The 26967-nt window shown below is 33.3% G+C and carries 36 protein-coding genes; 10 read left to right on the top strand and 26 right to left on the bottom strand.

The window, feature by feature from the left end; translation table 11 throughout:
- The 4 genes from J6V67_RS05870 to J6V67_RS05855 all read left to right on the top strand — a co-directional run.
- Window positions 1-645: ATP-binding cassette domain-containing protein (locus tag J6V67_RS05870; protein WP_367205774.1), on the top strand; the 645-nt coding region annotated here is incomplete at its 5' end.
- A gap of 2 nt (window positions 646-647) precedes the next feature.
- Complete coding sequence (locus tag J6V67_RS05865; RefSeq protein ID WP_291860109.1) at window positions 648-1475, top strand: ABC transporter permease; 828 nt, start codon at window positions 648-650, stop codon at window positions 1473-1475.
- Complete coding sequence (locus tag J6V67_RS05860) at window positions 1472-1927, top strand: nitrous oxide reductase accessory protein NosL (protein ID WP_291860106.1); 456 nt, start codon at window positions 1472-1474, stop codon at window positions 1925-1927. The genes J6V67_RS05865 and J6V67_RS05860 overlap by 4 nt, the downstream gene beginning before the upstream one ends.
- Before the next feature lie 10 nt (window positions 1928-1937).
- Window positions 1938-2378 carry a hypothetical protein gene (locus J6V67_RS05855; protein WP_291860104.1) on the top strand — a complete coding sequence of 147 codons (441 nt, stop codon included), beginning with the start codon at window positions 1938-1940 and terminating at the stop codon, window positions 2376-2378.
- Between the two features lie 32 nt (window positions 2379-2410).
- Here the strand turns inward: J6V67_RS05855 and J6V67_RS05850 are convergent, their stop codons facing one another.
- The 26 genes from J6V67_RS05850 to J6V67_RS05725 form a co-directional block, all read right to left on the bottom strand.
- Window positions 2411-3154, bottom strand: a complete 744-nt coding sequence (locus J6V67_RS05850; RefSeq protein ID WP_291860101.1) for a tRNA 2-thiocytidine biosynthesis TtcA family protein — start codon at window positions 3152-3154, stop codon at window positions 2411-2413.
- Window positions 3151-3837: a 5'-methylthioadenosine/adenosylhomocysteine nucleosidase gene (locus tag J6V67_RS05845; protein WP_291860098.1), complete on the bottom strand. Its 687-nt coding sequence runs from the start codon at window positions 3835-3837 to the stop codon at window positions 3151-3153. Before J6V67_RS05845 ends, J6V67_RS05850 begins: the two co-directional genes overlap by 4 nt.
- Window positions 3834-4745, bottom strand: a complete 912-nt coding sequence (fabD, locus tag J6V67_RS05840) for an ACP S-malonyltransferase (protein WP_291860095.1) — start codon at window positions 4743-4745, stop codon at window positions 3834-3836. The genes J6V67_RS05845 and fabD overlap by 4 nt, the downstream gene beginning before the upstream one ends.
- A 9-nt stretch (window positions 4746-4754) precedes the next feature.
- Window positions 4755-5390, bottom strand: a complete 636-nt coding sequence (locus J6V67_RS05835) for a peptidylprolyl isomerase (protein ID WP_291860092.1) — start codon at window positions 5388-5390, stop codon at window positions 4755-4757.
- Between the two features lie 17 nt (window positions 5391-5407).
- A complete protein-coding gene (locus tag J6V67_RS05830) occupies window positions 5408-6325 on the bottom strand; it encodes a tetratricopeptide repeat protein (RefSeq protein ID WP_291860090.1) in 918 nt (305 codons plus the stop codon).
- Window positions 6326-6338: 13 nt separating this feature from the next.
- Window positions 6339-6821: an OmpA family protein gene (locus tag J6V67_RS05825; RefSeq protein WP_086225062.1), complete on the bottom strand. Its 483-nt coding sequence runs from the start codon at window positions 6819-6821 to the stop codon at window positions 6339-6341.
- Window positions 6822-6895: 74 nt separating this feature from the next.
- A complete protein-coding gene (gene tolB, locus J6V67_RS05820) occupies window positions 6896-8155 on the bottom strand; it encodes a Tol-Pal system protein TolB (protein WP_291860086.1) in 1260 nt (419 codons plus the stop codon).
- A 2-nt stretch (window positions 8156-8157) separates the two neighbouring features.
- Window positions 8158-8931: a TonB C-terminal domain-containing protein gene (locus J6V67_RS05815; RefSeq protein WP_291860083.1), complete on the bottom strand. Its 774-nt coding sequence runs from the start codon at window positions 8929-8931 to the stop codon at window positions 8158-8160.
- Complete coding sequence (locus J6V67_RS05810) at window positions 8931-9323, bottom strand: biopolymer transporter ExbD (RefSeq protein WP_086225059.1); 393 nt, start codon at window positions 9321-9323, stop codon at window positions 8931-8933. The genes J6V67_RS05815 and J6V67_RS05810 overlap by 1 nt, the downstream gene beginning before the upstream one ends.
- Entirely contained in the window at window positions 9324-9893 is a 570-nt protein-coding gene (locus J6V67_RS05805; RefSeq protein WP_291860078.1) for a MotA/TolQ/ExbB proton channel family protein, read from the bottom strand.
- A complete protein-coding gene (gene atpC, locus J6V67_RS05800) occupies window positions 9894-10283 on the bottom strand; it encodes an ATP synthase F1 subunit epsilon (RefSeq protein ID WP_291860076.1) in 390 nt (129 codons plus the stop codon).
- Between the two features lie 17 nt (window positions 10284-10300).
- Window positions 10301-11698 carry a F0F1 ATP synthase subunit beta gene (gene atpD, locus J6V67_RS05795; RefSeq protein ID WP_291860074.1) on the bottom strand — a complete coding sequence of 466 codons (1398 nt, stop codon included), beginning with the start codon at window positions 11696-11698 and terminating at the stop codon, window positions 10301-10303.
- A gap of 17 nt (window positions 11699-11715) precedes the next feature.
- Window positions 11716-12603: an ATP synthase F1 subunit gamma gene (atpG, locus tag J6V67_RS05790; RefSeq protein WP_291860072.1), complete on the bottom strand. Its 888-nt coding sequence runs from the start codon at window positions 12601-12603 to the stop codon at window positions 11716-11718.
- 9 nt (window positions 12604-12612) lie between these two features.
- A complete protein-coding gene (atpA, locus tag J6V67_RS05785) occupies window positions 12613-14130 on the bottom strand; it encodes a F0F1 ATP synthase subunit alpha (RefSeq protein ID WP_086225054.1) in 1518 nt (505 codons plus the stop codon).
- Window positions 14131-14144: 14 nt separating this feature from the next.
- Window positions 14145-14678: a F0F1 ATP synthase subunit delta gene (locus J6V67_RS05780; protein WP_291860070.1), complete on the bottom strand. Its 534-nt coding sequence runs from the start codon at window positions 14676-14678 to the stop codon at window positions 14145-14147.
- Window positions 14679-15191 (bottom strand): F0F1 ATP synthase subunit B, encoded by a 513-nt coding sequence (locus J6V67_RS05775; protein WP_291860067.1) that lies wholly within the window; start codon window positions 15189-15191, stop codon window positions 14679-14681.
- 9 nt (window positions 15192-15200) lie between these two features.
- A complete protein-coding gene (locus J6V67_RS05770) occupies window positions 15201-15623 on the bottom strand; it encodes a FoF1 ATP synthase subunit B' (protein ID WP_291860064.1) in 423 nt (140 codons plus the stop codon).
- Between the two features lie 62 nt (window positions 15624-15685).
- The gene (locus J6V67_RS05765; protein ID WP_086225050.1) at window positions 15686-16522 is read right to left on the bottom strand and encodes a ParB/RepB/Spo0J family partition protein; all 837 of its coding nucleotides are present in this window, start codon (window positions 16520-16522) and stop codon (window positions 15686-15688) included.
- A 2-nt stretch (window positions 16523-16524) separates the two neighbouring features.
- Entirely contained in the window at window positions 16525-17307 is a 783-nt protein-coding gene (locus J6V67_RS05760) for a ParA family protein (protein ID WP_086225049.1), read from the bottom strand.
- Window positions 17304-17942, bottom strand: a complete 639-nt coding sequence (locus J6V67_RS05755; protein WP_363316745.1) for a biotin--[acetyl-CoA-carboxylase] ligase — start codon at window positions 17940-17942, stop codon at window positions 17304-17306. Before J6V67_RS05755 ends, J6V67_RS05760 begins: the two co-directional genes overlap by 4 nt.
- The gene (gene fmt / locus J6V67_RS05750; RefSeq protein ID WP_291860058.1) at window positions 17917-18831 is read right to left on the bottom strand and encodes a methionyl-tRNA formyltransferase; all 915 of its coding nucleotides are present in this window, start codon (window positions 18829-18831) and stop codon (window positions 17917-17919) included. The genes J6V67_RS05755 and fmt overlap by 26 nt, the downstream gene beginning before the upstream one ends.
- Complete coding sequence (proB, locus tag J6V67_RS05745) at window positions 18828-19592, bottom strand: glutamate 5-kinase (RefSeq protein WP_291860055.1); 765 nt, start codon at window positions 19590-19592, stop codon at window positions 18828-18830. The genes fmt and proB overlap by 4 nt, the downstream gene beginning before the upstream one ends.
- 68 nt (window positions 19593-19660) lie before the next feature.
- The gene (obgE, locus tag J6V67_RS05740; RefSeq protein ID WP_291860050.1) at window positions 19661-20701 is read right to left on the bottom strand and encodes a GTPase ObgE; all 1041 of its coding nucleotides are present in this window, start codon (window positions 20699-20701) and stop codon (window positions 19661-19663) included.
- A 74-nt stretch (window positions 20702-20775) separates the two neighbouring features.
- A complete protein-coding gene (rpmA, locus tag J6V67_RS05735; protein ID WP_038455086.1) occupies window positions 20776-21033 on the bottom strand; it encodes a 50S ribosomal protein L27 in 258 nt (85 codons plus the stop codon).
- Window positions 21034-21043: 10 nt separating this feature from the next.
- On the bottom strand, window positions 21044-21352 hold the full coding sequence (rplU, locus tag J6V67_RS05730; RefSeq protein ID WP_291860038.1) for a 50S ribosomal protein L21: 309 nt from the start codon (window positions 21350-21352) through the stop codon (window positions 21044-21046).
- A 197-nt stretch (window positions 21353-21549) separates the two neighbouring features.
- Window positions 21550-22578 (bottom strand): cytochrome-c peroxidase, encoded by a 1029-nt coding sequence (locus J6V67_RS05725; RefSeq protein ID WP_291860035.1) that lies wholly within the window; start codon window positions 22576-22578, stop codon window positions 21550-21552.
- A gap of 407 nt (window positions 22579-22985) precedes the next feature.
- Here J6V67_RS05725 and J6V67_RS05720 point away from each other — a divergent pair, with 407 nt between their 5' ends.
- The 6 genes from J6V67_RS05720 (at window position 22986) to J6V67_RS05695 (ending at window position 26964) form a co-directional block, all read left to right on the top strand.
- On the top strand, window positions 22986-23726 hold the full coding sequence (locus J6V67_RS05720; protein WP_291860034.1) for a thioredoxin domain-containing protein: 741 nt from the start codon (window positions 22986-22988) through the stop codon (window positions 23724-23726).
- On the top strand, window positions 23726-24397 hold the full coding sequence (pseF, locus tag J6V67_RS05715; protein WP_291860031.1) for a pseudaminic acid cytidylyltransferase: 672 nt from the start codon (window positions 23726-23728) through the stop codon (window positions 24395-24397). Before J6V67_RS05720 ends, pseF begins: the two co-directional genes overlap by 1 nt.
- The gene (locus J6V67_RS05710) at window positions 24387-25172 is read left to right on the top strand and encodes a TIM barrel protein (RefSeq protein ID WP_291860027.1); all 786 of its coding nucleotides are present in this window, start codon (window positions 24387-24389) and stop codon (window positions 25170-25172) included. The genes pseF and J6V67_RS05710 overlap by 11 nt, the downstream gene beginning before the upstream one ends.
- A gap of 321 nt (window positions 25173-25493) precedes the next feature.
- Complete coding sequence (gene exbB, locus J6V67_RS05705; protein WP_291860024.1) at window positions 25494-25913, top strand: TonB-system energizer ExbB; 420 nt, start codon at window positions 25494-25496, stop codon at window positions 25911-25913.
- A gap of 2 nt (window positions 25914-25915) precedes the next feature.
- Window positions 25916-26302, top strand: coding sequence for a TonB system transport protein ExbD (gene exbD, locus J6V67_RS05700; RefSeq protein ID WP_086243446.1), 387 nt, complete (start codon window positions 25916-25918; stop codon window positions 26300-26302).
- A complete protein-coding gene (locus J6V67_RS05695; RefSeq protein ID WP_291860018.1) occupies window positions 26299-26964 on the top strand; it encodes a TonB family protein in 666 nt (221 codons plus the stop codon). The genes exbD and J6V67_RS05695 overlap by 4 nt, the downstream gene beginning before the upstream one ends.
- Window positions 26965-26967 lie beyond the last annotated feature (3 nt).

Below are 26967 nucleotides of genomic sequence, written 5' to 3'. Positions count from 1 at the left end.
TTAAGATTGATAAAAATAGAAAATATTACTAAAAAATTTGGCTCACAAACTATACTAAATGATATAAATTTAACCATCAATAATGGCCAAAAAGTTCTTATAATGGGGCAAAATGGAGCTGGAAAATCCACTTTAATGAAAGCGATATTAGGCGAGTTAATTTGCGATAATGGTTCTATATTTATAGATGAAATAAACCCAATCAAAGATAGAAAAAATGCTCTAAAATATCTAAGCTTTGTCCCGCAAACTCCTCCGCCTCTTAGACTTAGTGTTGCTCAGTTATGTGAGTACTGCATAAGCTCAACCAAAACGGATTTAAATAATATAATAAACTATTTAAAAGAGCTAGATTTAAGCTATGAAAAAGAGCATAAAAAGCCATTTTATAAGCTCTCAGGCGGTATGAAGCAAAAGGTTTTAATCGCTTTAGCTCTTGCAAGAGATTCAAAAATTATAATGTTTGATGAACCTACTGCTAATCTAGATCCTGATGCTAGAGAGAAATTTATCAATATATTAAAATCCAAATTCCAATCTCACACCCTTATATTTATCTCTCACAGAGTAAGTGAGGTCCAAGGTATAGTAAATCGTGTTATTGAGATGGACTTAGGCAATATAATTAAAGATAGTGAGGTATAATAGTGAAAAATTTGATTTTAATAGCAAAAATTGATATAAGAGAGACATTTGCTTCAAAATGGTTTTTCTTTTATCTATTTACCTTTGCTGGGTTAATTGCGATATTTTTTGTAACAGGAGTTGTTGATAGCAGAGTTGCTGGATTTAGTGGACTTACTAGAATGCTTTTGCTATTTATTCAAATTTGCATAATAATCCTGCCTATATTCATTCTCATTACAACCGTAAGAAGTATAAACTCAGATAGAGAAACTGGGGCCTTAGAATATCTTCTTAGTTTTCCAGTATCACTAAAAGAGTACTATTTTGGCAAAGCTTTAGGAAGAGCATTTACAGTCTTTTTGCCTATATTTATAGCTCTTATTTTATCATTAATTATAGCTATTTTTAAAAATGTAGATATCCCATGGGGAGTATTTTTTTACTATACTATACTACTTTTAGTATTATCTTTTGCTTTTTTATCATTTGGATTTTTAATCTCAAGTCTTATTAAAAGTAGCGAACTTGGACTTGGGTTTTCATTTTTATTTTGGCTATTTTTGTTAGCATTTTTAGATCTTGCATTAATAGGTCTAATGATGCAAAGCTCAGTCAATGAAAATATTATCTACTCTATCTCATTAGCAAATCCTATGCAAGTATTTAGAATCGCAGCAATTAGCCTATTTGATCCAAATTTAGCCGTTATTGGCCCAGCAGCTTATTTTATTTTAGATGGATTTGGCAAAATCAATTTCTTAATATACTCAGCACTATATCCAACACTTCTTGGTATTATATGCATAATAGCTGGATATATTTCATTTTCTAAGAAGGATTTAGTATGAAAAAGATTGTATTGTTAGCTCTTTGTGCCGGTATAGTTTTTGGTGCAAATTTAAAAGATAATGAGTTTTTTAAAGATACAAACTCTACTTGTCCGATTAAATTTATAGATGTTTTTAAATATCCTGATTGGATAGCTGTACTTGAGTATAAAAATGGCAAAAAGGTGCTATTTAGCTCAGCTAAGCAGATGTTTTACTACTTTTATACAAGCAAACCCAAAGAGGTTGTACCACTTAAAAAGATGTATGTTACTGACTATAAAACTAAAGAACTTATTGAAGCGACAGAGGCATTTTATGTCTTTGGTAGCCGTGTGGTAAGCTTTAGCGGAGATGATTTAATACCATTTGGAAACCTTAATGATGCTAAGGAATTTGCCAATCAAAACTCAGCTAGTAGAATTTTTGAATTTAGTAAAATTAATAAAAAATTGATTGATTATCTAGATTAAGGGATTAAGGATGAATAAAATTTTATTTGTTTTAAGTGCAGTTATTGCTGGTGGAGTGTTTGCTTTTATTATGAATTATACTGATAATCCAGCTCAAAAAATAACTGCTGAATCAAATATAACCTGTGATTTAAATTCACAAAATTGTAGCATAAATCATAATGAAGATAAGATTGAATTTTCATTTTATCCTAGACCGCTTGAGGCAATGGCGCCACTTACACTTAAAATTAGCGGCCTAAACAGTAAATATAAAAATCTCAATGCTAGAATTTATGGTTTAAATATGGATATGGGAACCATAAAAGCAAATTTAGAAAATCGTGGTAATCTATATATGGGAACTGTTGTGCTAAGCTCATGTGTAGTAGAGGTGATGAATTATCGTTTAGAGCTTTATGATGGAGATAAACAACTTGGAATTTATATAGATTTTGATTTAAAAAGTTAAATTAGCCAAATAGCTTTTTAGCTATTTGACCATTAATCAATTTTAAAAAATGTATCAATATGAATATTTTCAAAAGCTGCTTGTAGGCTTACAAATAGCTTTGGATTTTGCTTTTCTAAAGTAGCTAAAAGCTCTTTAGTTTCAGCCCTTGCATGCGGCATTTTGACATCAAATCTCATAGCCGGGCATGCCTCATCGCCAATCACTCTAAGCTCATTTCTAGTAGCATTATCACGCAATTGACGCTCACGTACATTAATAAGCGGCCTAATTACTACAATGCCATTTTTAGCAGTATATTTTGGCGCTAAGGTTCGCATAGCACCATTATATGTGAAATTCATAAAAAAACTCTCTGCAGCATCATCTAAATGGTGGCCAATAGCAAGCTTATTAAATCCATTAGCTAGTGCATATGTATAGAGATATCCTCGTCTCATGCGACTAAAAAAACTACAAAAACTTGAATTTTTGCGAATTTTATCTTTGCTAATCTCAAATATAGAACTATCAATAACGCTATGCTTAATCCCATGAGCCTCGCAATGCTTAGTTAAATAGCCATAATCCTCACCCATTCCATAACTTAACGTTACAGCTTCAAATTCAAATTTATCAGGAGTTACATTTTGAAAATGCTTAAGAATATGCGCTAAACTAAGACTATCTTTACCACCACTTAAGCCTAGCAAAATCTTATCACCCTTTTCAAACATCTTATATTTAGCATTGGTTTGACCAACTTGTCTGATTAGTTTTTTGCTTAGTTCTATCATATATTTTTCACCATTTCTAAGACAAACTTAGCAGATTTATCTGCTGCTTCCACTAAAAATGTATCAAAATCAACCTCTGCTTTACCACCAGCTTCATCGCTAATAGCCCTAAGCATACAAAAGCCAACATCAAGAGCAGCGCAAACCTGAGCTACGCTTGCGCCCTCCATCTCTACAGCATCAGCTTTAAAAGTTGATTTTATCCACTCTTTTTTCTCTTCATTGCAGATAAATTGATCCCCAGTAGCGACTACTCCACCAACTAAATTCAAGCCTAAAGAATTAGCTACTTTTTTAGCTACACTATTTAGCATCTCATCACTATTTTCAAAAATATTGATTCCAGGCACATATCCATATGGATGCCCAAAAGCAGTGATATCTAAATCATGTTGAACTGTAGTAGTAGCATATAGCATATCGCCAATTTTCAAGCTATCATTTAAAGCGCCGGCAACACCTGTAAATATCAACTTTTCACAGCCAAATTTTTCAATTAAAACCGCCGCTGTCAAAGCTGCATTGACTTTACCAATCTTTGAATAAGCTATGACTAATTCGTTATTACCATATTGTGCTTTATAAAAAGAATTCCTAGCATAATCGATCTTTTGATAATCACCAATAGCTTTTAGCAAAAACTCGATCTCTTCACTCATTGCTCCAAGAATAGCAATCTTCATTTTAACGCCTCTAAAGTCTCATTTAATGAGTTTAAATTTGTAATACTATATGTTGGTTTATCGCAAATTTTTTTATTCATTCCTTTTAGTACACTTGCACCAAATTCAATAAAACAATCAATCTCATCAACATAATTTTTTACACTATTTTGATATAAAACTGGACTAGTTAATTGAAGTTTTAATAATTCTAAAGCCTCTTGTTTGGTAGTATAAGCCTTAGCAGTAACATTTGAAATTACTGGCAAAAACTCATTACTTAAGAAACTCTCAAGCTCATTGGCAAGCTTTACGCTAGCATTGTAAAGTAAAGGGCAGTGACTTGCTACACTCATATCAAGCAGCATTGCTCTTTTAGCTCCAGCAGATTTAAACTCCTCTATAGTAGCCTCAAGATCGCTCCTAATACCAGCTACTACAATTTGACCATCGCAGTTATAATTTGCCGCCCAAATTTGCTTATTACTATTTTTGCAGATCTCTTCAACTTTTTCATTACTCAAACCTAGTACAACCATCATTCCAGCACCTATTCCTGAGCAATCTTGAGTCATAAATTTACCACGCAAATTTACTAGTTTTATAGCTTCAAGTGGTTTTAAAGCCCCACTTACACTAAGTGCGCTAAACTCACCTAAAGAGTGACCAAAACTAAATTCTGGTTTTAAATTTAATTGACTCTTAAATGCCTCAAAGCACATTAATGAGTTTAACACAATTGCTGGTTGAGTAAATTCAGACTCACCAAGCTTATCATTTGGCTCAAAAAGCAAAGATTTAAAATCAATCCCGCAATGTTGACTAGCGCTATCTAATAGCTCCTTAGCAACACCAAATTCATTATATATTTCTTGCCCCATACCAACACTTTGTGAGCCTTGGCCAGGGAAAATAAATGCAACTTTCATATCAAACTCTTAGTGGTGTTTACCGCAGCATCCGCCGCCATTTTCATCATGGTGAGCACCATTGCAACACTCATCTTCATCATCATGATGATGATGGCCGTGACCGCCGCAGCCGCCATGACCTCCGCAACCACCATGGCCATGGTGATGTCCATGTCCATGATCGTGACCACCGCAGCCACATACATGAGGCATAGCTACAACACCTGTTAATTCCTCATCAGCATCAGCATCTCTATTTTCTGTAATTTGAACATTAAATTCTAAATCTTTACCGGCATATGGATGGTTAAAATCTACTGTAACATCATTTTCACCAATAGCTTTTACAGTTACACGAACTGTACTACCATCTTCGCCCTCACCAAAAAGCTCCATACCAATATTTAAATCAATACCTGCAAACTGCTCTTTAGGTAGTACTTGTAAAGCATTTTCATCATACTCACCTACACCTTGACTAGCTGGAATTTTGATTGTAGCTTTTTGACCAACTTCTAAATTTAAAACACCGTTTTCAAGCGCATCTAAAACTTGATTTTTACCACTTACAAATGCAATTTCTTGACCACCGATATTTGACTCTAAAAGTTCGCCACTATTTGCATCTTTTAATTCATAAAACATTTTAATAACTTTTGACATATATCTCTCCTAATAATTTATTTTCTATCTGGTGCAGCCTTTGCCTCTGCGCTATCTGGATAGGCTTGTTTTAATGCTTTATAAAATTTATTAGCACTTTTTGTATCGCCTATCTTATCAAAACTGATTGCCGTATGATATAATAACTTTGGCATATAATTACCCTTTTGGCTAATTGCTACGCTTTTTTCATAATATGGCACGGCAGTTTTATAACTTTTGTTAAAATATTCAATCTCGCCAAGCATAAAATTTGAGTAGGCTGGCTTATAGTTTTTACTAATTAAATGAGTGAAACACTCACTAGCTTTTTTATATTCCTTAGCTTTATAGGCCTTATCAGCCATTATTAAAATCTCAGAAGCTGGCATATCATCAAGTTTTAAATTTGATTTTGTCTCTTTATTTTGAGATGTTTGCTCTTTAACCTCTTTGTTTACAGCTTTTTTATCTTCAGATTTGGTTTGAGCTTTTGGCTGAGCAGTTGAAGTCTCTTGATGTTTGCTATCTATTAAAGCAGTTAGCTCACCAAGTGCTATAGTAATATTTTTAACATCTTCATCATACTTAGTTTTGTGTGCTTTGATCTGTGATTTTAAATTTGATATATCTTTAGCGGTAGTAGTTTTTTGCAAATTTAGGCTATTTTCTAGCTGAGTTACTCTGCTTTCAATTGCTAAAATTCGCTGATTTATACCATCTAAAAGGCTTTTAACACCTTCGATATTCTCCTGAGCTAGAGCCACATCAGATTGCATTGAACCTATATTTTGATCTAGTCTATCTACCTTTTTTTTATTATTTAATAAAACCTTTTCATTTTCTGTAAGGCCATATGGATTTTCTTTATTTATATTACCTGCATCGAATACTGAAACTTCAGCAAATATAGAAGTTGCAGCCAAAACGGCTGCAACATGGATAAATTTTTTCATTTATTAGATAAAATTATGGAAGTAGTCTAAATTCATCACGACGATTTTGAGCATCGCAAGATTTTGTTTTTTCAGTACATACAGGTTTGCTCTCACCATTGCTGGTAATTTCGATTCTATCTGCAGCGATACCTTGTGCTATTAAAGCATCTTTAGCAGCTTTTGCTCTTTTTACGCCTAAAGCGTAGTTATACTCATCACTACCCCACTCATCACAGTTGCCTTCTACCATTACTTTGTAGTTGCCAGCTTGATTAAAAATAGAAGCGTTTTGATTAATTACGCTTTGCATATCTGGACGAATGCTAAATTTATCAAAATCAAAATATACATTTTGAACTTGAGCTTGTAATGAATTTAATCTTTCAGCAGCGCTGATAACGCCTTGATTAGCTTTATTTGCGTCTGCACTCATATCTACCTCTGGAGATTTTGAGCTACAACCAGCCATAAATAGAGCCGCAGCAACAGTAGAAACTAGGACTAATTTTTTCATCTCATTCCTTTTTAAAAAATTTTGGGCGAATTATAGCATAAATATTCAAATTTTAGATATAAATTTAATATTTATTACCAATCAATTGACTGTAATTTACCAATTTTTAAAGGGAACTGAAAACTGCGGTTTTCATGAACCCTAATAATTCCAACCAAACTACTTCCATTAATATTTTTGATAAATACAATACTTCCACCATCACTAGAAAATCTTGGATAAGTATTAACCCCGCCTGCTGTAAGTTGTCTAATATAGTCACTTTTTGTTGAAATTAAATATAAATTAAAAGTCTTTTGCTCATATTCATTTGCACTCTCACGACTTGAATATACCACATAATTATCAAAAGTACTAATTGAGTTATTATTTTTACCATGGAATACCATCTGTTCAACTAACCCATTACCATCAAGACTAGTAGAAAATATATTTGGATATCCCATTCTATCACTGACAAACACTACCTTGGTATCATTATCTACAAAATTGCCATTAACATCAATTCCGCTAAATGTAGTAATTCGTTTTAAGTTTTTAGTAAATATATCATATAGATAGATATCGCTTTGATCATTTGGTGCCATTGTTAAAAGTAATTTAGTACCATCACGACTAACATCACTTGCTACAATCATACCGCTACTTTGAGTAATTTTACTCTTTTGTTTAGTATGTAAATCAAATTTAAAAAGAGTCGGAGTTAAATTTACATAAGATGTGTAATAAAAAGCACTTTGATCATCATTTGCCCATTTTGGAAAGATATTTAATCCACCGCTAATTATAATTTTTTGATATGTAAGCGTATAATCTGCTACTACAATATTGCTCTTACCAGGTGTTGTGTATTGAGAGAATATAATAGATTTATCCATCCACTCAATTGGAGATAAATTTAGATTTCTAGCAAGTTCTACAATACTTTTATGCGCTAAAAATGGAAATTTATCCACGCTTTGGATATACTCACCACTAAATCTTATCTGATTATTTTTAGCATTTAATACCTTAACTTTTAGACTTAATTGATTGCCTAACTGAGTTAGAGCATATCTGTATATCAGATCAGCATTTTGCTCACTAGTAAGGATTGCGCTATCATTAAAATCACTAGTATAATACCCATCTAAGACCTCAAATGCTGAACCAACCTTTAAATCTCCTACGATAAGCTTAAAAAATTTATCTTGCAATGCTCTATTGCCAAAATTTTGCGTAGCATCTTGAACTATAATTTTTGGCAATACAAGCCCCTTATTTACAATATCAACTCTACCATCTGCAGCTATTAACCCAATACAGATCATAAATAACAAAAATATCTTTTTCACCTTTACTCCGTTTCTATTAAATCAATTAAATTTATATCCAATACAGTAACATCTTTACTAGGCGAAATTGGAAAATCTATAGCCTTTAACTGCTCTAAAAACTCCCTAACCTTGCTATTAAATGCACTATTTAATGAATACTCGTCTATATGATAGCTTAGTTTTCCAAATTTATCTATAATAATTTTAACTTTAGCGTTATTGTTTGTATCTGCTTTGTAGCGCACCCATCTATTTTGAATAATCTCTACTATATCACCCATATATTTATTATACACGCCTGTCATTGATGATTTTGGTGCTTTTTTATCTATATCTTTTTGGAGTGAAGCGATAATATCAGCTGCACTTTTTGAATTAGATTTTGGCTCACTTTTAGCATTGCTTTGAACTGCTTGAGTTGTCTGAGGAGTAATATCTATAGGTGCAGCCTCGCTAAAAAGATCACTTAAATTTACGCTTGGTTTATCTTGTTCTTGCGATACAATATTTTTATTTGTTGTCTCTTGTTTTAATTCTAAAGGTGGTTCTATTTGCTTTTTAATTATAGATTCTTCTATTTTTTGTTCATTTTGCTCGGGCGCTTTAATGCTTTGGCTAATATCTGATTCCACAACAAAAACATCCATAAATGCGTCTTTATCATTTGTATATTTTATGCTCTCTTCATATCTACTGAGTTTAAAAAATATAAAAAATATAATGAAAAAATATAATATTACAGAACACCAAAAAGCGCCTGTAGTGTTATATGAAATTCCGAATTTGCTATTCATTAACCATTTGTTTCTAAGGCAACCTTAGAAAAACCTGCATTTTTCATGCTTTTTAAAACAAACATAACATCATCATATATAAGCCTCTTATCAGCTTTTATATATACTGGTGAATTTTTGTCATACTTTTTAGATAATAATACTAAATTATCACTAAGCTCATTTAAAGACATTTTAGATTGATCAATATATACCTGTCTTTGGCTATCAATTCTAACTGTTAAACTTTTTAACTCTTGGCTTAATACTTTAGATTTTGAACCATCTGGCAAACTAATTTGTTCTTCATAAATAATAGCTGGTGTTGTTACCATTAAAATCGCTAATAGCACCAGCATAATATCAACTAAAGGGGTAATATTTAATTCTGGATTTTCATCAAAATTTATCATCTATTTACTACTAAGCAATAAATTTGTTTCTCTTTGTATAAGACTTATTAATTCATAAGCTTTACGTTTAATCAATAGATTAAAACTATAAGCTGGAATAGCTACAAATATTCCACAACCAGTAGCAACTAAAGCTTCTGAAATAGCTGGCGCAATAACTGAAAGAGATGCTGCACCGCTACCTTGACCAAGTGCTGCAAATGTCTCTAATATACTAATAACAGTCCCAAAAAGCCCTATAAATGGCGAAGTAGATGCGATAATTGCAAGAGTTGTAAGGCCACTTGTGGAGTTGGTTTGAGCTAGCGATATAAAGACTTCTAGACGTTCTTTGCTTAAATTTGATTGTGGGCATTTTTTTAAAACTGAATCTGTATTTTCAAGCTTATTTCCAAGTAAGATCGCCTCCAAAGATTGCTTCTCTTTTTTAATCCAGCGATTAAGCCCATTATATCTTGAGAATAAAATAGTAAAACTAATAACAAAGTAGAGTGACAACCACGCAAGAACGACGATTGTCACCAAGCTACTTTTAGATAGATAACTTATAAGAAGCTCTATAGACTCCACTTATCTAACCCTTACTGAACTATCAATCTTAGATAATGCAGTAGCTAAGATTCCATTGTTATCATGCATTTTTCTTACAAGAGCTTTAGCGTTTTCTATAGATTTAGCAATCTCACTTTCACTATTGCCACTTACATGTACAGCACCATCAACTAAGATGCTAATTTTGTTTTCATCGATCTTAGCATAGCCCCAATCAATAGCAACTGCGTCATGACTTCCATCTAGATTTTCTATATCTACTACGCCAATTTTAAGCAAGGAAACCAAAGAGGCGTGGCCTGGCAAAACGCCAAACTCGCCATCTGCACCAGGAAGGACTACCATTTTAGCATCATTAGAAAATATTAGCCCTTCTGGGGTGACTATTTCTAAATGTATTGTATTCATATAGCTTCCTTTTTAGCTTACGCTTTCATCTTTTCAGCTTTAGCGATAGCCTCATCAATATTTCCTACCATGTAAAATGCATTTTCAGGTAGGTGGTCATATTTACCTTCTAATATACCTTTAAATCCAGCGATTGTCTCTTCTAGACTTACATATTTACCAGGACTACCTGTAAATACTTCTGCAACGAAGAATGGCTGAGATAGATATTTTTCAATTTTTCTAGCTCTATCGACAGTTAATTTATCTTCTTCGCTTAGCTCATCCATACCTAAAATCGCAATGATATCTTGCAAGTCTTTATATTTTTGCAATACCGCTTGAACGCCACGAGCAATTCTATAATGTTCTTCGCCTAAAATTTGTGGATCTAGCATTCTAGATGTTGAATCTAGTGGGTCAACTGCTGGATAAATACCTTTTTCAGCAATGGCTCTATTAAGAACTGTAGTAGCATCAAGGTGAGCAAAAACAGTCGCAGGAGCTGGGTCAGTAAGGTCATCTGCAGGTACATAAACAGCTTGAACTGATGTAATAGAACCTTTTTTAGTTGATGTAATTCTCTCTTGCAATTTACCCATTTCACTAGCAAGTGTAGGTTGATAACCAACCGCACTTGGAATACGTCCAAGAAGTGCTGACATTTCTGAACCTGATTGAGAGAATCTAAAGATATTATCGATAAACATAAGAACATCTAGTCCCATCTCATCACGGAAATACTCAGCCATTGTTAGACCAGTTAAAGCAATTCTGTTTCTTGCCCCTGGTGGCTCGTTCATTTGACCATAGCATAGGGCAACTTTATCTAAAACGCCCGATTCTTTCATTTCATTATAAAGGTCGTTACCTTCACGAGTTCTCTCACCAACACCAGCAAATACTGAGTAACCACTATGTTTAAATGCAACATTATGAATAAGTTCCATAATAATAACTGTTTTACCAACGCCAGCACCACCAAATAGACCTACCTTACCACCTTTTGCATATGGAGCTAGAAGGTCAACAACTTTAATACCAGTTTCAAAGATTTCACTTTTTGTGCTTTGCTCTTCAAACGGAGGCGGATCTCTATGGATAGACCATCTATTGTCAAATTTTTCTTCAGCACCTTCGTCTATTAAATCGCCTACAACATTAAAAATTCTACCAAGAACTTTTTCACCAACAGGTACACTAATAGGCGCGCCTAAAGCCGTAGCCTCTAGACCACGAGTTAAACCCTCACTCATATCCATAGCAATTGTTCTAACTCTATTATCTCCTAGATGTGCAGCAGTTTCTAATACTAGCTTATGCGTATTACCTTCAACAGTAAAATTTACTTCAATAGCTTCGTTAATTTTAGGTAAGTAGTCTTTGAAATCAACATCAACTACAGGACCCATAACTTGGCTAATTACACCTTTCATTATTACTCCTTATAAATTTACTTCATACTCTCAACGCCACTTATAATCTCTATAAGCTCTGTTGTGATACTCTCTTGTCTTGCTTTATTATAGGCAAGATTTAACTCTTTTACTCTAGCTTTAGCATTATTTGTTGCATTATCCATAGCCTGCATTCTAGCACTATGTTCAGCTGCCAAAGAGTCAATAAGAGCATAATACATACTATACTCAAAATACTTTCTCATAAGCTCATCGAGTATTCTCTCATCATGTTCTGGCTCAAAGTCCATAAGTGAACTATGCAATTGATTATCTTCAATCACTGGTGGTTCAACTGGAACTACTGTATTTACCCTTAGTTCTTGAGAAATCATATTTTTATAGCCATTATGAACTAAAATAACTTTATCAGTTACTCCAGCTAAAAAATCATCAATAGCTACTTTAATAACCTCTTGAGCTTTCTCATATGTAGGTGCTGAACTTACGCCACGGTAACTTTCTAAAATCTCAATACCTTGGAAATTGAAAAATTCAATACCTTTTTTACCCACAGCTCTTAAGCGAACTTTAACTTTTTTAGATTTAAACTCATCTATCATATTTCTTACAGCTTTAATAGTTGAGATATTAAAACCTCCACAAAGACCTTTATCAGCAGTAACAAAAATTATATCAACCTTTTCTACCTTAGCCTCTGTGTCAAAAAATTTATTACCTTCGCCAACGATTTTAAACTTATTAATCTCATAAGCTATCTCGCTTAAGACCTCATTGATCTTTAGAGCATAAACACGAGAATGGCGAGCTGCCTCTTCTGCTTTTTTTAATTTTGCAGTAGAGACGAGCTTCATCGCTTTTGTTGTTTTTTGCGTGTTTTGTACGCTCTTGATCTTTCTTTTAATATCCTTTAAATTTGACATATTTTAGCCTTATTCAGCGCTAAATATTGCTTTAAATTCATTTAATGCTTTATCTAGTGCCTCTTCGATATCTTTATCAAGCGCTTTTTTGTTACGAATTTGTTCAAAAATATCTGGGTATTTAGCCTCGATATATGGATAAAGCTCAGCTTCAAATTTAGTAACAGCAGATACTGGAAGATCATCTAAATATCCATTGCTTCCTGCAAAAATAATTACAACTTGATTTTCAACTGGAAGCGGGCTGTATGGTGGTTGTTTTAGAACTTCAACCATTCTTTGACCACGCTCTAATTGCTTACGACTACTCTCATCTAGATCGCTTGCAAATTGAGCAAATGCTTGTAATTCACGGTATTGAGCTAGGTCTAGTCTTAGAGTACCAGATACTTTTTTGATAGCTTTAATTTGTGCAGCACCGCCAACACGAGATACAGATAGACCAACATTAATTGCTGGGCGAATACCTGAGTTAAATAGATCACTCTCAAGGAAAATTTGACCATCTGTAATAGAGATAACATTGGTTGGAATATATGCAGAAACGTCGCCAGCTTGAGTCTCAATAATAGGTAGTGCTGTTAAGCTTCCCGCTCCTAGTTTATCACTTAGCTTACTTGCCCTTTCAAGTAGTCTTGAGTGTAGATAGAATACATCGCCTGGATAAGCTTCACGACCTGGTGGACGGCGAAGAATAAGTGACATCTCACGATATGCAACAGCGTGTTTGCTTAAATCATCATAAATAATGAGCGCATGACGAGAATTATCACGGAAATATTCACCCATTGTTACACCAGCATATGGTGCTAAATATTGTAAAGCAGCTGCATCGCTAGCACTTGCATTTACTACGATTGTATAATCCATTGCACCATACTCTTCAAGCTTTTTAACAACTTGAGCAACAGTTGATTGTTTTTGACCAATTGCTACATAAATACAAATTACATCTTGACCTTTTTGGTTGATAATTGTATCAGTTGCAACTGTAGTTTTACCAGTTTGACGGTCGCCAATAATAAGCTCTCTTTGACCTCTACCAATTGGCACAAGAGCATCAATTGCTTTAATACCTGTTTGAAGTGGCTCATGAACAGATTTTCTAGCCATAATGCCTTTAGCTTTTTCTTCAATAAATCTAGTCTCAGTAGCATCAATTGTACCTTTACCATCAATTGGCTCTCCTAAGGCATTTACAACACGACCAATAAGTGCATCACCTACTGGAACTCTAAGAAGTCTACCAAGTCTTTTTACGCTACTTCCTTCTTTAATATCATTACAACCACCCAAAACAACAACACCAACGCTGCTCTCTTCTAGGTTTAGCGCCATACCTTTTTGACCATTTTCAAATTCAACCATCTCGCCAGCCATGACATTTTTAAGACCATAAACATTTGCCACGCCATCAGCGACTGATATAACCTTGCCAGTCTCTTCAATATTAACGCTAAGATCAAAGTTTTCTATGCGTTCTTTGATGATACTGCTAATCTCATCAGCTTTTAACTTAACACTCACGCTTTTACTCCTTATTAAATTACTTTTAATATATATTCGCTCATTTGAGCTTTTAATCTATCGATTGAAAAACTAACTTCAACACCTAAATCGTCAATCTCAATTTTAATACCATTAAATTCGTTTTTTACAGTTTGAAATTCAACATTTACATCAAATTTCTTAGAAAATTTCTGCTCTAACTCGCTCTTTTGAGCTTCGCTTAATTCGATATTTCCAGAGATTAAACCTTTAAATTTACCATCTCTTAAAGCTTTTTGATACTCAAATTCTCTTGCAATTTCTGGAATTAAATGCAATCTACCTCTATGACTTAAAAGCATTAAGAAATTAGCAAGTTTTTCATTTTTATTATCATTAACTAAAGTTAGCAAAAACTCAACTTTAGACTTCGCATCAATGATTGGCGAATCTATTATGTAGTTAAATTTATCTAGGCCAAACGCAGCAGCTAACTTACTAATCTCGTCACTTACTATATTAAATTCATCAGCGTCTAAAGCTAAAATTAGTGCTTTTACATATTTTTTGGCTACTATTTCTCTCATTTAGCTCACCTTTTTCATAATAAGATTGATAAGCTCATTTTGATCTATTTTCATAGCATCACTTGCAAATAGCTCATCTAAAACTTCGCTAACTACGGCTCTAACAAGCTTTCTTTCTTCAAAGTCTTTTTGTTCTTCATAACTTTTTTCTAAGATAGCAATCTCATTTTGAGTATCTTTTTCTATCTTAACTAACATGATTTCTATCTCTTTTTTAATAGCTTGAGTTAAGTCATTTGCTATAACTTTAGCATTTTCTACCTTTTTAGCAGCCTCTTCTTTTTTAGCATTTGAGGCTTTTAGCTTCTCTTGAATAGCGTTTAATCTATTTGCAATAGCGTTAATTCTGCCATGATATGCAGCTTTAACTGGCTTAGCTATTAGGTAGTAGAGTATAGAAAAGAATATAACAAAGTTAATCACCCTAGGAATGATATCATACTCACCGCTTCCACTGCCAGCACCAAAAGCAAACATTGGAGCTGCTAATAATAGGATAAATTTAATATTCATACAAATCTCCTACATTTTTGATAAAGAACCAGCAAGGGTACTTTTTAATTCTGGAATTTTAGCGGTTAAATTAGATTTTAACTCAGCTTTTCTATCGGCAAGTCCAGCCATAAAGCTGTCAAAATCAGCTTCTAAACTCTCTTTTTTGATAGCAACTTTAGTAGCTGCTCTCTCTTTAGCTTCACTTAAAGCAGCATGCTTTTTAGCTTGCGCTTCAGCTCTAGCATCACCTATGATCTTCTCTATTTGGGCTTCGTAATTTCCAGTATCGCTAGCATTTTTACTAACGCTCTCTTCATCATTTTTGATAGATTTATTTCTATCATCAATGAAACCAAGCAAAGGCTTGTAGAGAATGGAATTTAGCACAAAGATAAGCCCTAAAAAGATCACTAATGTAATCAGCAACAACGGCGGATCTATATGTAGCATCGGTTCTCCTTATGTAATTTCATTAAACTAATCGAGTATTTTACAATATTAAAAAATAAATTCTACTGAATTTTTTGAATTATTTTTATCATATTATCGATTTTTTTACTATCATTTAAATTTAAAGTAATTTTTTGCCCGTTTATTTTACATTTTATTCCAAGTTCTTCAATTAAATCTTTAAGCAAATTTAAATTTTTTCTATCCTCAAAATCTATCCTTGGTCTGCTTTGATTGCTATTTTTAAGTCTTTTTACTAAATTTTCAGTATCTCTTACGCTAAGCTTTTGCCCCATTATACTATCAGCTACTAGTTTTTGATTATCTTTATTTAGACCAACCATAATCTTAGCATGACCTTGAGTAATTTTACCCTCATCTATTAACTCTTTAGTATGTTCATCAAGCCCTAAAAGTCTTAGAGTATTGGTTATTTGCGTTCTGCTTTTTTTAACAATAGACGCTAAAGCCTCTTGGGTAATTTTATATTCATTAATTAGCTCTTGATATGCATTTGCTAGTTCAATTGGGCTTAAATTTTCTCTTTGGATATTCTCAATTAGCGCTAATTCTCTTAGATTTTTATCGCCGATATTTGCGACGATTGCTTTGATTTTATCCTCTCCTAAAAGTTTAGTAGCCCTTAAGCGCCTTTCGCCGGCAATCAGTGTAAAATTATCACCCTTTCTAATAACAATAATTGGCTGAATTAGTCCGTGACGCTCGATACTTTGACTAAGTTCTCTTAATGATTCATCGCTAAAATTTCGTCTAGGCTGAAACGGATTTGGCTCAATTCTATCAATTTCAATATCAGCTACTAACTCTTTGTGTAATTCTTTATTATATGCTTGCTCAACATCACCTAAGATGGAGTCTAATCCTCTACCAAGTGCCATATTTACCCCATTATCGAATGAGCTAATTTTTGATAGGCTAAAGAACCACTAGATTTTATATCATATAAAATAACTGGCTTGCCAAAGCTTGGACTCTCAGCTAATTTAACATTTCTAGGAATTATGACAAACCCATCTTCACAGTTTTCAGCCTTAAATAGCTTATTACTAAAGTGTTTTTTCAAATCAGCAACTGTCTCTTTAGAGAGATTATTTTGCGAACTATACATCGTAGGCAAGAATCCTTTGATGGCTAATTTTGGATTTGTTGTCTCTTTTATCACTTTTACAGTGTTAAAAATCTGTGCTAAACCCTCCATAGCATAAAACTCGCATTGAATCGGAATAATAACGCTATCACTAGCAGTTAGCGCATTAATTGTTAAAATCCCAAGCGTTGGTGGGCTATCGATTATTATATAATCATAGCTATCACGGATGGTTGCTAGCTTGCTTTTTAAAATATTTTTATAGTCACGATTTTGCTCGTTAAATTCCTGCTCAATACCAACTAGCCCAATATTTGATGGGGCAATATCAAGCATTTGCAGCTCTGTTTTTAATATTATCTCGCTGATATTTTTTCTACCAGTTAAAACATGGTAAATATTAAATTCGTAATCACTTCTTTTAAAGCCTAGCCCAGTCGTCGCATTAGCTTGTGGATCAATATCAAGTAGCAAAACTCTCTTCTCAGCCACAGCCAACGAAGCTGCTAAATTGACAGCTGTAGTAGTCTTTCCTACGCCACCTTTTTGGTTGGCAATGGTTATAACCTCACTCATCTTGCTGAATACACCCTTTTATTATTTATTATTATCGAGCCATCGCTTTGCAATGTAGCACCGCTTAAGCTCACTGGCTTCTCATCTATATGGACACAAAAATTCTTTGACAATTCAAATTCTATCAAATATTTGCTAAAAATTTGCTTCCATTGCGGCTTAGCATTTAAACTTTTAAAATACAAATCTAGTATAAAATCCCTACTAAGCTCTATATCTAGGCACTTAGCAAAGCTAGGAGCACTTTTTAAATTTAGCCCTATTCCACATACATATACGCTCTTAATTTTTGTCGTAATGATACCTGCAATTTTATGCTCGCCTAGATAAATATCATTTGGCCATTTTAGCCATAATTTTGAGCCTTTTTCTCTAAGTGCCAAGACTAAAATATAGGCAAAATATATACTTGCAGATGCTGGTTCTAAGTCGCTTGGCAGATCCTTGGCATCTATTGCAAAGCTTAAGTATAAATTGCCTTTTGGACTTTGCCAGCTATTTGCTCTACTTCCTATGCCATGACTTTGAAAATCAGCCACTATAGCACACGGAGGATATTTTTTAAATGATTTTATATCTTCAATTAGTTTAGTTTGTGTCGATTGACACTCACAAATATACTCTATCTCCAACACCTAGCCTTTTGCCATTTAAATAACTTTTTGCATCAACTGGTTTTTTGCCAGCTGCTTGTAGTGTTTTTATTAAAATACTTCCATTATTTACACCAACTACAAAACCATTATCATTAATAGATAAAATTTCGCCAATTCCACCATTTAAATTTGCTACTTCTATATCTAAAATTTTTATTCCATTTTTAGTAAAAATCCCTGGCCATCCATAATATGCTAAAAATTTTGCCCAAATTTGACCAGCACTATCAACACTAAAATCAACTAGACCATCATCTTTTTTTATCTTTTTACACTTTGAACTAAGAGCATCAAACTGCTTAATTGGATTAATATTTTTATACTCATTTAATACTTTAATAGTCAAATTTGCTGCCATTATGCTTAGTTTATTAAATAACTCATATGAGTTCATATTAGTAATATCAAGAATACTAAATGCTAAAATATCACCACTATCAAGCCCTTCATTCATCGCCATAGCTGTAACTCCGCTTAGATTATTTTTATCTAAAATAGCTGATTGTATAGGAGATGCACCACGATATGCTGGTAAAATAGATGCATGCAAATTGACACATGGCGCAATATCTAAAATATCACGTGGCAAAATCTGTCCATAAGCTGCTACGATAATGATATCAGGATTTAGTGATTTAATATGCTCTTTAACCCCAGTTTCTCTTAAGGAATTTGGCTGATGAACTATATCTTGAATTCCTAAATCAATAGCTAATTTTTTTACATCTGGTGGAGTTAGAATTTGGCTTCTTCCTACTGGTTTATCAGGCTGAGTATAGATAGCAAGAATATTAAATTTAGCCTTATAAATCTCTTCTAAAATCTTACTAGCATAACTTGGAGTTCCCATAAAAACTATATTTTTCATTTTTTACCTTTAAAAATTGTACCGCCAATTTGATTGGAGTTTAGTAAAAATTCTCTTGCTACGCTAAGATCAAATCCGCTAGCTAAAAACATATCTTTCCCATTTTGCATTAAAAAATCAGCTGCTAATAGTTTTGTAGTGATTCCGCCTGTACCGTGTTTAGAGCCTGTTTGCGAATTTTTAGTTAATTCAGATTGATCGATATTAGTTACTACTGATCTTATCGTAGCAGTTTTATCTAGACTTGGATCGGCTGTATAATAACCATCTATATCACTTAATATCACTAATAAATCAGCATCAAAATAGTACGCCACCGCACTTGATAATCTATCATTGTCACCATAAACTATCTCACTAATTCCTGTAGAGTCATTTTCGTTTATAATTGGTAAAATTTTATTTTTAAGTAATCCATTAATTACATTTTTAGCATGATGTGTAATCTTTCTAGAGTCAAAATCGCCAGCTGTAAGCAAAATTTGAGCTGCCATTTTACCATGCTTTAATAAAGAATTAGAGTAAATTTCCATCAAATATGGCTGACCAAGACTAGATAAAATTTGTTTATTTACCACACTTGTTCTTGGTAGATCAAGCTTAGCTTGACCAGCACTAATTGCACCGCTACTAACTAGTATAACCTCAAATCTACTACTTAAATCGCTTAAAAATTCACAAAGATTATCTATTCTACTTTGACTAATCGAACTCTCATCACTTAAAACATGTGAGCCGACTTTTATAACTATGCGTTTCACTCTAGCCCTTTTTATGATTATTTAGGGCTAGAATTATATCGAAATTTATCTAAATTTATCGCCTGATTTTAGGCTGTAGCATCATCTTTTAAAATCTCTAAAAGACCAAATTTAAGCTCTTTTATATTTTCTCCGCTAACACTTGAAATTGGCATTACAAAATATGGAAGCGAAGTATCGATTTTATATCCACTTTGCTTAGCTTCAAAACCAAATTTAGATATAAAACTTTGCACTTTCTCATCAATTTCTTCAACTACATCAGCTCTAGTAAGTGCGATAGCAAAACGTCTTTTAGCAAGTAAAGGTGAAAATTTTTCAACTTCAGATCTTAGAGTTTCAAACTGCTCTTCAAGACTTCTATAATTTGCTAAATCTATCATATATAGCAAGACTTTAGTTCTTTCAATATGTTTTAAAAACTTAATTCCAAGCCCTTTGCCATCACTAGCTCCTTCTATAATGCCTGGGATATCAGCCATTACAAATCCATTAAACTGATCAACTTCAACAAGACCTAATTTTGGTGTAAGTGTGGTAAATTCATAATTTGCAATCTGAGGCTTAGCATTTGATACGGCTGAGATAAGAGTAGATTTACCTACATTTGGAAAACCAACAAGACCAACATCAGCAATTAGCTTTAGCTCGAGTCTAATATTTTTAGTCTCTCCTGGAAGTCCTGGCTGAGCCTTTGAAGGTGCTTGATTTACACTTGTTTTAAAGTGAATATTACCAAGACCACCCTTTCCACCAACTAAAAATAACTCCCTTTGACCTTCAGTTGTAAGGTCTAGTAACAACTCGCCACTATCATTATCATACACAGCAGTTCCTGGAGGTACAATTAATTCAAGGTTCTCACCCTTTTTGCCAGTCATATTTCTTGGAAGTCCAGGTACGCTATTTGCAGCTTTTAAAACTCTTTTGCCTTTATAGTTTGCTAAAGTATGAGTATTATTATCAACTATAAAATATACGTCACCTCCATTTCCGCCATCGCCACCATCTGGCCCACCTAGCGGAACATGCTTTTCACGACGAAAACTAGCACAACCTGGCCCACCTTTACCACTACTTACAGTAAAACTTGCACTATCTATAAACATTTTGGATATCCTTGTATCTAAAGGCTATGAGGAATAAATTAATTAAAGAGTAAGCCCCTTAAATGGGGCTTAAATTAAGCAGCTGGATAGACAGAAACTTTTTTTCTATCTTTATCTTTTCTTTCAAATTTTACAAAACCATCAACCAATGCAAATATAGTATGGTCTTTACCCATACCTACATTATTGCCTGGGTGAGTAGCAGTACCTCTTTGGCGAATGATGATATTTCCAGCTCTTACGAACTCACCACCGAATTTTTTAACACCTAAACGGCGACCAATACTATCACGGTTATTCTGGGTAGATCCTTGACCTTTCTTGTGTGCCATACTTTACTCCTTAGGCTTTGATGCTTGTAACTTTTACGCGAGTATATTCTCTACGGAAACCACGTTTTAATTTTGAGTCTTTTCTTCTGCGTTTTTTATAGATAATAACTTTTTTATCTTTACCTTCGCATACTACTTCTAAAACAACTTTTGCACCACTTACAAACGGCGCACCTACCTTTAAACTGCCATCATTTACTGCTAGAACTTCAGTAATTTCGACACTTGATTTTGCTTCGGCGCTAAAATGGTCTAAATTTAGGAAGTCGCCTTCGCTAACTTTATACTGTTTTCCGCCATGTTTGATAATTGCATACATCAAACTATCCTTTATAAATTTGGTAAGACCAAAAAGCATTCTTAGACCAAAAGCTAAAAAATTTATGGGGCTTTTTTGGCTATTAAGGCGTGATTATACTAAAATTTAGATAAATTTTTACTAAAACTTGAATAAAACTCGAGATAAAATTTGGAATAAACTTAAGATAAAACCCGCCCAAACGGGCGGTTGCTAAATTATAGCTCTGGTTTTGGAGTAGCTTCTGTGCTAACTGGGAATTGTGGATAAACGATTTTTGGTTTTTCGCCAGTTAGTGCATTTAAGAAGCTAATAATGCTTTTTGCTTCGGCATCACTAATATCAATACCAAGCTGAACGCTTCCCATCTCTTTTACAGCCTCTTCAAGTTTCCAAATTGCACCATTGTGGAAGTATGGAGCAGTTTCAGTGATATTTCTTAGAGTTGGAGTTTTAACCATACCATTTGCATCACCTTTAAAGTCACCTAGGTTAGCAAATTTGTATTTACCAGCTACTTCAAATGCTTGCATTGAACCACCAAGATTTACGCCAGTGTGGCAAGTTGCACAGCCTTTGTCGATAAATGTTTTTAGACCAGCTTTTTGATCTTTATTTAATGCTTTTAAATCACCATTCATAAATTTATCAAATTTAGATGGAGTAAGAAGAGTTCTTTCAAAGCTTGCAATCGCATCAGCTATATTATCAAATGTTACACCATCTTTATAGATTTTTTTGAATTCAGCTTGATACTCAGGAAGTGAGCCAATTCTTTCAACTGCGAGCTTAGCTGGAGTTGCCATTTCTGGTTCAGCTTCGATTGGGCCTTTTGCTTGGTCTACTAAAGTCATAGCACGACCATCCCAAAATTGTGTTGTATTTAATACTGAGTTATAAACTGTTGGGCTATTTAGGTGATGTGGGTTTACTGTCCATTTGTGACCTACAGCAGCAGCAACACCATCAGTACCACCTAAACCTAAATTATGACATGTGTTACAGCTAATTACGCCACTTTTTGATAGACGTGGTTCAAAGTAAAGTTTTTTACCTAATTCAGCTTTTGCTTCTGTGAATTTGTTTGGTTTTACACCTAAATCTTTTAATACTGCATCAACTTGAGCTTGTGTTGTTGGAAGAGCTTTAAGACCAGCATCTTTAGCAGCTTTTAAAAGATCAGCATCACTAGCAGCAAATACAGATGTAGCAACTAATACAGAACCTAAAAGTAATGTTTTTTTCATAACAAAACCCCTTAAGAAAATTTAATTTGTGTCAAATGTTATAATAATTAAAATTAAATAGAAATAAATTTTATAATTTGCAAATTTAAATTATTTATACCGATTTTCATAAAATATAAATTTTACTTATTTTAGTTAAGATAAATTTAATCTTTTTATATTGGTAAAATAGTGCTTAAAAGGTAGTATCAACTCAACTGTTTAAATATTTTTAACTAAATTTATAATAAAAATTTATAATAAAAAAATTAAATAAAATTGTAAAAATGTTACCATTAGTAAATTCTATCCTACTAAAATACCAAAAATTTAATCTAAATTCTTAAAACCGTCCTAAAAATTGTTGATTTTTATTTAAAATTTAACCATATAATTTAGCTTAGCCATTTTAAACAAGGATACATTTAATGAAAAAAATTTTTATAGGCTCTTTACTTAGTTCAAGCCTGCTTTTTGGCGCACTTAGCGATGCTGAGATTTTACAAGTTTTTGAAGGTGGCGATGAAGAGCTAAAATACACAATCGACTCACGCAAAAATCTACCAAATACAAATTTTGAAGAGATCAAAATCAAAATGAGCGATGGTGAAAATAGCGCTTACATTGCACTTTATAGCGATGGGACTTATATATTTCCTGATGTGATTGATATTAAAAATAAAATCAGCTATCTAGCAAATTTTGAAAACGCTCAAGTCAAAATTGCCATAGAAAACGCAACCAAAAAGCTAGGCGAACTTATCAAATCAATGCCAAAAGATAGTATAATATCAATTGGCAATGATAAAAACAAAGAGACAAAATATCTATTTACAGATCCAGATTGCCCATATTGTCGCCAGGATTTAGAGCTGATTGAAGCTAAACTAAAAAGCGCAAATTTAAAAATAATCCTAGCACCAGTCTCAAACCACGGTATTCCTGCAATTAAAAAATCTATTGCGATACTAAACGAAGCAAAAAGTGCTAAAAACGATACTGCTAAAATAAAAATCCTAAGAAAATATTTTGCTCCAAATGCCAAAGAGCCTAAAATGATTAGCCAAGAAGAGATTGATAAGTTTAAAGCTCAAGTTGATAAAATCTTTACCACCGGTGCTGTACGTGGTGTGCCTATGCTAATTGATGCTAAAACACTAGGATTATAATGAACACTCTAGCTATTATTACTGCTCGTGGTGGCTCAAAACGAATTCCACGCAAAAATATTAAAGAATTTATGGGAAAGCCTATGATCGCATATGCTATTGATGCGTGCAAAGATTCAGGGATTTTTGATGAGATTATGGTCTCAACTGATGATGATGAAATCGCAACTGTAGCAAGAGAGTTTGGTGCGAGTGTACCATTTATGAGATCTGCTAAAAACTCAGATGATTATGCGACTACAAATGATGTATTAACTGAAGTTTTAGAGCAGTATAAAAAGCGTGGAATTGAGCCTTCTGTGGTCTGTTGTGTTTATCCGTGCGTACCATTTTTAGATGGAGAGATTTTACGCTTAGCTTATGATAAATTTAAATCAAGTGGTGCTGATGGACTTACTCCTGTTGTTAAATTTAGTTTTCCGATTCAAAGATCATTTAGGATTAAAGATGGTTTTTTAGAATATAGAGAGCCGCAAAACGCATCTAAAAGAAGTCAAGATTTAGAGCCTATGTATCATGATGTAGGAATGTTTTACTTTTACAAAGGTACAAAACTAAATGGTAAAAATATAATTCCATATATAATAGATGAATCTGTAGCGCAAGATATCGATACAATGGAGGATTGGAAGATGGCAGAGATTAAATTTAAGGTAAAAAATGAGCTATAAAATTGGATTAAAGCTTTGGAGTTTAAATGAGAATTATATAGCACCAGCTAAAGAGCTTTATGAGCGTGGCGAGTATGATTATATAGAACTTTATGCTGTACCTAATAGCTTGCAAATGCTATCTTTGTGGAAAAATTTAGCTAAAGATTGCGGTGTTAAATTTGCCATTCATGCGCCACATTTTAGCAGTGGGTTAGATTTTTCAAATCCTAATAAACAGCGTTATAATCTAGAATTATGCGAACAAGTAAAACGCTATAGCGGCGAGCTAGAGGCCGTTTATACCGTATTTCATCCTGGAATTGGTGGAAGCATTGATGAGAGCGTGCGACAGATGAAAATGGTAAAAAATCTCAAATTTGCTATCGAAAATAAACCATATATCGTGCCGATGGACAATGGAACCGCATTTTGCATAGGGGCAGATTTTTTGAGTATTAAGCGAATTTTAGACGAAGTAGGATGTGAGTTTTGCCTTGATGCTGGACACGCGCTTTGTAGTGCAAACTATCAAGGATTAAATCCTTATGAGTATATTGCTAAATTAAACGAGCTAAATCCTAGAATTTATCATCTAAGCGATAACGATGAGAACTCTAAATTTGATGCGCATATGCATTTTGGTGATGGAAGTATCGATCTAGCTAGAGTGCTGAAATTGCTGCGTGGCGGGGAGTTTTTAGCCATTGAAACTATAAAAAATAGCAAAGAAAATCTAGATGATTTTGATAAGGATTGCTCAATTTTAAAGTTGCTAATTAAAAATACTAAGTAATTTTAGAGTATTTTTAATAAATTTATTTTATTGCTAAATTTGGGATTAAAATTTCAATCTCAAATTTAATCTAAATATAAATTTATCACTTAAATTAATAATATCAAAAAAATAATTATAATAGATTATTTAGCTATTAATGCCGTACTAATTTTCCAAAATCACATCTCAACTATGATAATAATTCTTAAGATTATGAAATCAAAAGATATTTAATAATTTATATCAAATTTATTTCCTAATTTATGCTATTTTTATAATCTTAATTTAAAGTTAAATTGAGTATAATTATCAAAAATATTTTAGAAAATTGGAGTATAAATGGAATTTCTAAAAGAGTATATAGATTACATCATATTTGCTACCCTTGGAATAATGGCGTTTGTAGCGTGTTGGTGTGTGATTGAGCGTATTTTGTTTTTGCGCAAAGTGAATATAGATAGCTATGCAAATCAAACTGACCTAGATAATGCTCTAAGTTATAATCTAACAACCCTATATATAATCTACTCCAATGCCCCGTATGTCGGACTTTTAGGTACTGTTATTGGTATTATGATTAGCTTTTATGATATGAGTATTTCAGCTACTATTGATGTCAAAAGTGTAGTTTTAGGCCTCTCACTTGCGCTTAAGGCCACAGCCCTTGGTCTATTAGTTGCTATACCAAGTCTAATAGCTTATAATTATCTATTACGCTGGGTAAATCTCATCTCTAGTCAATACACAAATAAGGCGTAAAATTGATAAATTTACCTAAAAATGAAGGGCTAAATATAATCCCATTTATAGATATTATGCTTGTTGTTTTGGCTATGGTGCTTAGCATTTCTACATTTATTGCTAGTGGACAAATCAAAGTTGATCTTCCAAATGCTAGCTCAGCTCAACCGCTAGAATCCAAAGAAAAGCTTACCATTATAATCGATCAAAATGATAACTTTTATCTCAACGATACTATCATAGATATTAACGACCTTGAGGCTAAAATTGCTGCTACGCCAAAACAAACAGTAGTTGAATTAAAAAGCGACAAAGGTGCTAAATTTGATAGCTTTGTCAAAATTATCGATATTTTAAAGGTCAATAATCACCAAAATTTCTCAATCATTACGGAGAAAACACGATGATGCGAGCAATTTACTCAAGCAAAACCCAATCATTTTGCTTAACTAGTATGCTATTTATTCCATTTATTTGGTTTGGTCTAAATGTATTAAAACCAATCGTTCCAGCTATCACTACACAAAGCATTAGCCTAAATCAGATAGTACAAATTCCAAAACCAGCTCCAGTGCAAACACCTAAATTTGAGACACCAAAACAAGTTCAAAAAATCGAACCAATCAAAACCCCAAAACCAGCTCCAGCTAAACCAAAGCCAACTCCAAAACCAGCACCTATAAAATCTCAACCAGCCAAACAAATAGAACCAACCGCCCCAGTAGCACAAACCGCCCCAGTAGCACAAGCCCAACCAGTAGAACAAATACAAACATATAATATAACCAGTGCTACACCAGATCCATTTTTAGCAGCGATAAAATCAGCTATAAATGATAATCACATATACCCACGCACCGCTAAAAGACTAAGACAACAAGGCAATGTATTAGTTGAGTTTATATGGACAAAAGATATGGAGTTAAAAGGGTTAAAAATTCTAAAATCTTCTCAGCACAAAGCTCTAAACGAAGCTGCATTAGCTACGATAACAGCAGCGGCTAAAAGTTTTCCAAAACACGATAAAACCGTTCAAATTCAAATCCCGCTAGTTTATAAAATAAACTAAAAA

The organism is Campylobacter sp., from assembly GCF_017646085.1.
Lineage (GTDB): Bacteria > Campylobacterota > Campylobacteria > Campylobacterales > Campylobacteraceae > Campylobacter.
Note: the sequence above shows the minus strand (reverse complement) of the source record. Positions and strands in the feature narration are given on the sequence as shown.